Origin of the sequence: Sphingobacterium sp. MYb382, from assembly GCF_037572665.1 — a bacterium.
Lineage (GTDB): Bacteria > Bacteroidota > Bacteroidia > Sphingobacteriales > Sphingobacteriaceae > Sphingobacterium.
Genome location: NZ_JBBGZT010000028.1, coordinates 733,674 through 741,168, shown reverse-complemented (window position 1 = coordinate 741,168; position 7,495 = coordinate 733,674). Strand labels below are relative to the sequence as shown.

The window sequence follows — 7,495 nt, the reverse complement described above, 5'->3', positions numbered from 1 at the left end:
CGTCGTATTCCGTCTCGGATTAAAGAAAAACTGACGGTTCCCGGCACAGTCAATGAAACCTGGTCAATTGATTTTATGAGTGACTCTCTGGCTAATGGGCGTAGATTCAGGGTACTAAATGTCATTGATGACTATAACCGGGAATCATTGATAAATGAGGCTTTCTATTCCATACCCGGCGTCAGGTTGGTGCAGAAATTAAAGGAGCTTTTGTTATTTAGACCCAAGCCCAAACGCATAAGAACGGATAATGGACCCGAATTTTTGTCTAAAGTATTTATTGAGTTTTGTCACGATAACGGAATCGGGTTACAGTACATCCAGCCAGGAAAGCCTTCGCAAAATGCTTATATCGAACGAATGAATCGGACATTTAGGGAAGACATATTAGATGCATACTTGTTCGATTCACTGACAGAAGTCAATGCGTTAGCTTATGAATGGCAGATTGACTACAATAGTAATCATCCACATAAATCATTAAACGGATTAAGTCCTTGGTTATATGCTAAGAATCCATTGGTTTCTTAAAGCATATTTTTATATTTATTCACTGTTTGAAAAATGGTAAGTCTTCACGATAAGCACAGTAAAGAAATTAAAACCTGGATGTACCGGAGGAGTAAGTTAATCTGGCATTTTTCATTAGCAGATTCAGTACAGGCTATAAACTTTCGAGTTAAAACATTCAAAATCCTGAAAACAAATTACAACTATTTTTTTGTTTTTACAAGCAAAGTAAATCTTTCGTTTGTTCGTATAAACATGAAAAGCACAATGGTATCTACTACCAACTAGAAACTATTTCTCGCTCAAGCCGCGGGGAACTCCTACTTGTGTCTGGGCAAAAGAATTACATCTCTGGCCAACTGCTCGTTTAGACATGTTTCACTCTTCTTAAATGCCTGACAGCTCTAACAACAGACTATCTTAATTAGGCTCCCTTATATAAATCCTATCTGCCGACTTTATTCCGTATATCACATATCGCAGCTGTTTTATGAAAAGGGAATCTATGTCCGTTTTTTCGTAAATAACTTCGTGCTCTGGCTTAATTATTCTACCGTGATGACTTTTTGAAGTCGTTATAACAGGGAAGCTATATGCCAAATTGGTTACGTATCTACTATTTATTAAATTTTGTAAGTGTCAATTTACAATCACCGCTAATGCCCTGGCGTCTTTGCGATGGCGGGGCAATCGAAGCACAAATCTTCAATTTTTCACAAAATTTCAATCGAAGAACTAATGTTGAATTTTGCACTTTCGTTCCACTATTGCCCCCTTGTTGTGCGTTCGTACTTTTTAGTCAGCATTTATAAGTTTCACAATTTCTGTTTGATTTGTCACAATTGCTCTATCTAAAGGACTTCCCTCATAAGCCATCATTTTACCTTTGAATTTTACTTTCGTTTTGAAGTCAACTTTCAGTTCTAATAAAAGTTTTACAATTTCTTTATGACCTAAACCGCAAATCCAAAATAGCAATTCTGATTTTGAAGTCGTTTCACTTTTATAATCAGCTCCATATTCCAATAAATACTTTGCTATTTCTGGATTGTTTCGCCAACAAGCCCATTTAAAAGCTGAACAAATGAAAAAAATCCACGGGGGAGCATTTCCTTTTTGGGCCATCCCTCTGACAATATATTTGTACGACAATCGAGACTCTATAATTAGAGGAATGAAGGATGCTTTAAACGATATTTTTTAATAATCATAATATATTTTATCATGAAAATAGTATGTTTAACAGAAAATGAACTACTAGAAATAAGTGGTGGAAAGGTAGGAGACGCAGCCTATATAATAGGATACGCCTCTGTTGTTTCGACATGTTTAATTATAGCTCCTGCGTTTACTATAAGTCGCTTAGTATCAAATTTATTTTAAAAAGTTTAGACTTTTTAATGAAGAAGATGAATTTTTACAATGGAAAAATAGATTTTATTTTTTTTCATCATTTTTTTCTCTATTTTAGTCATAGACAATAGAGAAAAAATTTTCCAAGGAATGAAAGATGCTTTTATCTTACTTTTCTCATAACCTCATCACCTAAAAAAAAATTATTGGGTAATTGAAAATACACAATAATTTCCAATCTCTTTTACGTATCTCCTGGTAATCCTTTCCCTGTTATTAGGGAAGAATGCCGACCAACGCTTCAATCAGACTATCCCCATGTCTCTCATAAACAGACGCAGCAGTCAAAAAATCAAATAGATAATTCCGTCTTTTATGCAAGAAAATTATCTGTTTGACTTGAATGTTTATGCCTTGATTGAGCTTAGTAAAGGTCTCCAAAAAAACTATGTATAATAGCGTACAATTACCGGATTATACCAAATTCTACTTGATTAAAAATCAGCGGAAATTTAGATAAAACAAAAAACTACCTAATGGTGGCTCTCCGTGCATATAGACAGGATGATATAGAGCAATTATATTCGTTATTACTGTTTTTGGATGGGGTAAAATTGCGAAACGCTTAAAGACTAATCATACTATACTCAAAACTCGTAATGTCATAACAAACATCAATTACAAAAAGTAAAACACAATAAATCTATTAGGTAGGCTTTTATATTCCTTATAGAGCAAATAATTGAAATTTAGGATGAACCTTTTGTCATACAATACCGTTCGTATAAAAATCTACATCAAATATTTAATTTCAACCACATGCTATGAGAAATCTTCAATCCTACATTTTAACTTATCCCCTATTAAAGTTATGCACATACGCAGTCCTAGTCGTCCTAGGTTTTAGTTCTTGTTTCAATACTAATCAAGAGAATAATGAAAAACTAGACTCCGTAGCTAATTTAGATGAATTCGGTGACTTAGAGGATTTACACCAGAGTTCAGAAAGTCGTAATTCCACTAAATTTGCGAAAATATTAGGCTGGAAAAATGATGAAAAACCTATCGCTACTAACGGATATCGCGTTGTAAAATTTGCTAAAGATCTAAATAGTCCAAGGAATATCTATATAGGAAAAAATGGTGATATTTTTGTCGCCCAAGCGAGGACAGAAAAGGAGAACCAAAATGCGAAAATACTCAATTCTCAGAATCTATTTAGAAGTCAAAGCCCAAATCAAATACTTCGATTTCGTGACAAAGACAAAGATGGTATCGCTGAAACCCAAGAAGTATTTCTAGACAACCTACATCAACCTTATGGGATGCTCCTAATAGATAACTACTTTTATGTAGCAAATACAGATGCCATTATTCGTTATCCGTATGACCCAGTAACAGAAAAAATTACTGGTGCGGCCCAGCATATAATCGACTTACCAGCCGGGGGCTACAATAATCATTGGACTCGTAATCTAATCTCAAATCATGAGGGTAGTAAAATTTACGTTTCAGTTGGTTCGGGCAGTAACGTGGGAGAAAATGGCATGGATAAGGAAGTAAACCGCGCAGCCATCTTAGAAATGAACCCTGATGGAACGCAACAAAAGATATTTGCTTCAGGACTTCGCAACCCAGTGGGAATGGCCTTTGAAGGTTATAGCCAAACATTATGGACTGTCGTTAATGAAAGAGATGAACTTGGTGATAAGCTAGTCCCTGATTACCTAACATCTGTCCAAGACAAGGATTTTTATGGTTGGCCATATTTATATTGGGGACATTATGTTGACCCAAGATGGGAAGGAAAAATACCACACTCCTTATCACTCCAAGCAAGGAAGCCAGATTATGCCATCGGATCTCACACAGGCTCATTAGGTTTAGCTCTTGGTCAGAGGAAAGGATTTAAAAATGGAGCTTACATCGGTCAACACGGTTCTTGGAATAGATCTGAACTTGTCGGTTACAAGGTAATTTTTATAGAATTTGAAAATGGCAAACCTGTGGGAGAACCGCAGAATTTCCTTTCCGGGTTTATAGCGGACAAAAATGCAGGGGAAGTTTACGGCCGACCTGTAGCGGTAGCCTTTACGGATAACTATATCTTGGTAACAGATGATGCGGCTAACACAATCTGGGCTGTTATTCCAGAATGATATTCGCTATAGCACCAAAAATACTTGTTCACATTTCATAGAAACACCTCATACAAGCCTTCTAAAATAGGTATGTATGAGGTATCACTTTACGGATATTGTTTATTGAATAAACGAAGACGAAAACTAACAATCAACTTACCAATCCATTCAACACGGCATACTTAATAAGTGAAGCTGAGTTTTTAGCACCTGTTTTATCGATAAGGTTCTGACGATGTCCTTCAATGGTACGCTTACTTAAAAATAACTTATCTGCAATTTCATTGTTGGTTAGCCCTTCGCTAATGTAATAGAGAACCTCTAGTTCGCGTTCACTAATCTCCATTGTTTCAAGTATAGCCTTTCCTTTATCTTCAAAATTCGGATGACTATTTAGATATTCTATCAGCTGTTGAGATAATTCATTGCACAAATATTTTCCACCCTTATGGATATACTCGACAGCAAAGAAGAGTTCATCATAATTAACATTTTTCACAAGGTATCCCTTCGCTCCAATATTAAAAGCTTGAAGCAATTGTTTTCTTTCATTCAACATGGATAGAAAAACTACTTTGATATTAGGGTAGTCTTTTTGAATCCTTTCTGCTAGTTCGAAGCCATCCATTTCAGGCATATTAATATCGGTGATAATAATCTCGCATGTATTGTTACCGGCCAAGAATGAAAGTACTTCTTTTCCATTGTCCATTTCAGCAATAACTTCGATGTCAGGATGGGTATCTAAAAGCATTTTTATGCCATTTCTCACAAGAAGATGGTCATCAACCAAAAGAATTCTTATCATAATTTTTTTTTATTGACCTCAGGGGTTGCAAGGAATAAAACTCCCCATGTAAAACGTTCCAGAGTAGTATAAAATAACATCAAAAATCGCACCCAAATAAATACGTTAAATACCTTTTCTACAAGTATTAATACGGTTTGTATATCGAGATTTAATCAAGTAATGAGACATATACTTAGATTGGTGGTAGAATTAAATACTTTAAACACACGTTTAATTCAAACCACTATTAGTCAGCAAAATAACATAAAACTCTATTGAGTACTAAAAAAATACTAGCAGTAGTTTAAAACTATTAATAGTTAATACTTTTTCGGGGCAACCTCCGTTTTAATTAATATCTACAAACGAAAGACAATTACCTATGACAACACCTAAGGATACAGATTTAAGCTGTATTTCAGTGCAAGACTATGGAGGATTGATAGTTATGGACCTCCAATTCATACTAATTGGAATAAGCACGGTTGCAGCAAAACAAATAAACCAAACTCCTGAAAACCTGATAGGTATTTCCATGGAAGATTTCCTACAACAGGCATTTGAATCGCTTAATTCGAAACTATCTATTTTCGTTAAAAATGCTTCGATGAACGATTTACCTAGACAAATACTAGGTCTTCGTGTCAATGGCAGCAACTATTACTTTAAATGCAACAAAAACAAGAACTTAATCTATTTAGAATGGGAACCACAGTTAAAAAAATATCTCTCTGCTACAAAACTTAATGAGATTGGCTTTTTACTTGACCGCTCCTATCCAAATAAGTGGGATATGGTTTGTCGCGCAGTAAACAGTTTTTTAAATTTTGATCGTGTATTTGTACTGCAAGTTTATGAAACAGGCCTAAGTAAAATAATATCCGAAGACTGTAGGAAGAACAGTAAGCTGAAATTAAACAAAGAATTTTCTGAAAGTTTAATGACACAAGAAACGTTATCCTATTTTCAAAGCGCTGCCTATCGTTATGTTCCTAATATAGGAAGTGCCCAACAGCAATTTTACTATACGGATGATAAATTTGACCCTCTCTGTACTCAGCTGGCTCCTCTTCCAATCCTATATAAGGAATATTTCATCTCATTGGGGATAAATTCAGCCATTTTTTTCCCGTTAATTGTCAATGGAAAATTCTGGGGTTTAGTGGTCGGTTATCATACAGGTAACCGGGTAATCGATTTGCAGCAAAGAAAACTGTGTGCCATTTTTGTACAAAATGCAGCGAGTAAATTCGAGAGCAATGCAAGACAAATAACGCTTGAAAAAAATGAGCATTTTAGAAGCGTTGAAAACCTAATTAAAGAACGTCTCTATCAGGATAAATCCATTAATTGCACTATGATTGGCATAATGGATATTCTTAATGAGATGACTCGATCGGATGGTGTTGCTATATATAATGAGGGAGAGCTTTTCTTTCATGGACATACCCCTAATAGCATCCTATTTAAAGAGATTATTAACTATATAAATAACCACACAAAAAAAATAATTTTCAAGGATCATAATTTCAGATTAAATCATGGTGATAAATTTGCCTCATCGTTAAACTTTGCAGGCATCCTTTCCTATAGACTAGATCATGACAGTGATTATTACATCGTATGGTTTAGGAAAGAAAAACAGACCAAGATTACGCATATTGATAAATCCAGTAAACCAAATTCAAATTTATCAGAACATGAACAAGAAAGTCAAATCATTACCTGGGAAAGAAATATTCAAGACTCATCAATAGCTTGGGATGATGATGATTTAAACTTCATACATGCGCTGCAATCAGCTATAAATGAATCAATAATACACAAATCCAAAGAAAAAGAAAGACTATCTGAAGAGCTTGAAACGATGAACAATGAACTAGAAATGTTTACCTTCACACTAGCGCATGACTTAAAAAACCCACTTTCAATTCTAGGAAGTGGTCTACATTTCTTAACCCATAATGCACATAATATTCCTAAAGAAAAACTAGTTGATTGGCACAAAAATCTAAGTTCTAACATTGGAAATATATCGGACATCATAGATAACATTGTTTTCTTGAGTCAAAACAAAATCAAAGCTTTTACTAAAGACCCAATTCCAATGCGTTTTTCAGTAAAGAAAATTGTGCAGGAAACCATCCTATTATATGATTCAAAGCATAGCAGAGTAATTTATGGCAAACTCTACCCTGTTTGGGGAGAAAAAAGCGCCCTTTATCAAGTATTCACAAATATCATAGGAAATGCAATAAAATACTCTAAATCAGAAGAAAATGCAAAGGTTTCTATTCGCAGTTTCCTGTATGATGACCATGTACATTACTGTATTAGAGACAATGGTATCGGCATTCCTAAACACAACATTAACTCAATTTTTGACATGTTTAATCGTGCAGATAATGCCTTGGCACATAAAGGGTCTGGAATTGGTCTGACATTGGCAAAAAGAATCATGGACAGGCTTGGTGGAACAATCAAGATACGTTCTGTAAAATCTAAAGGCACACAGATTGACCTATACTTTCCATTAATAGAAGGCTTTCCAAAAACTATGCTTAGTAATATCTAGACAACAACAAGTATTTCACCCCATAAAAAGAACTTAATACCTGATTAAACAAAATTGACAACGAAAAACCTTTTAAACCATTCATGTAGGTAGTGAGTGGTATAAGCTTTAAAGATAATCAGAACT

5 protein-coding genes are annotated in these 7,495 nt (G+C 34.7%); 3 read left to right on the top strand and 2 right to left on the bottom strand.

Translation table 11 applies throughout. The features are described from left to right. A partial coding sequence (locus WH223_RS17825; RefSeq protein WP_340045611.1) for an integrase core domain-containing protein occupies positions 1-531 on the top strand: 531 nt, incomplete at its 5' end. A gap of 774 nt (positions 532-1,305) precedes the next feature. Here WH223_RS17825 and WH223_RS17820 read toward each other — a convergent pair. Further along, complete coding sequence (locus tag WH223_RS17820; protein WP_340049199.1) at positions 1,306-1,635, bottom strand: ankyrin repeat domain-containing protein; 330 nt, start codon at positions 1,633-1,635, stop codon at positions 1,306-1,308. A gap of 1,052 nt (positions 1,636-2,687) precedes the next feature. Between WH223_RS17820 and WH223_RS17815 the strand changes: the two genes are divergently transcribed. Beyond that, entirely contained in the window at positions 2,688-4,022 is a 1,335-nt protein-coding gene (locus tag WH223_RS17815) for a PQQ-dependent sugar dehydrogenase (protein WP_340049198.1), read from the top strand. 133 nt (positions 4,023-4,155) lie between these two features. On the opposite strand, the gene WH223_RS17810 is transcribed toward WH223_RS17815, so the two are convergent. Beyond that, entirely contained in the window at positions 4,156-4,812 is a 657-nt protein-coding gene (locus WH223_RS17810; protein ID WP_340049197.1) for a response regulator transcription factor, read from the bottom strand. 364 nt (positions 4,813-5,176) lie between these two features. On the opposite strand from WH223_RS17810, the gene WH223_RS17805 reads away from it, so the two are divergent. Next, positions 5,177-7,369, top strand: a complete 2,193-nt coding sequence (locus tag WH223_RS17805; protein WP_340049196.1) for an ATP-binding protein — start codon at positions 5,177-5,179, stop codon at positions 7,367-7,369. Positions 7,370-7,495 lie beyond the last annotated feature (126 nt).

Excerpts from the sequence above, each read along its gene's own strand:
- WH223_RS17810 (WP_340049197.1), bottom strand. The coding sequence starts at position 4,812 with ATGATAAGAATTCTTTTGGTTGATGACCATCTTCTTGTGAGAAATGGC.
- WH223_RS17815 (WP_340049198.1), top strand. The coding sequence starts at position 2,688 with ATGAGAAATCTTCAATCCTACATTTTAACTTATCCCCTATTAAAGTTA.
- WH223_RS17820 (WP_340049199.1), bottom strand. The coding sequence starts at position 1,635 with ATGGCCCAAAAAGGAAATGCTCCCCCGTGGATTTTTTTCATTTGTTCA.
- WH223_RS17805 (WP_340049196.1), top strand. The coding sequence starts at position 5,177 with ATGACAACACCTAAGGATACAGATTTAAGCTGTATTTCAGTGCAAGAC.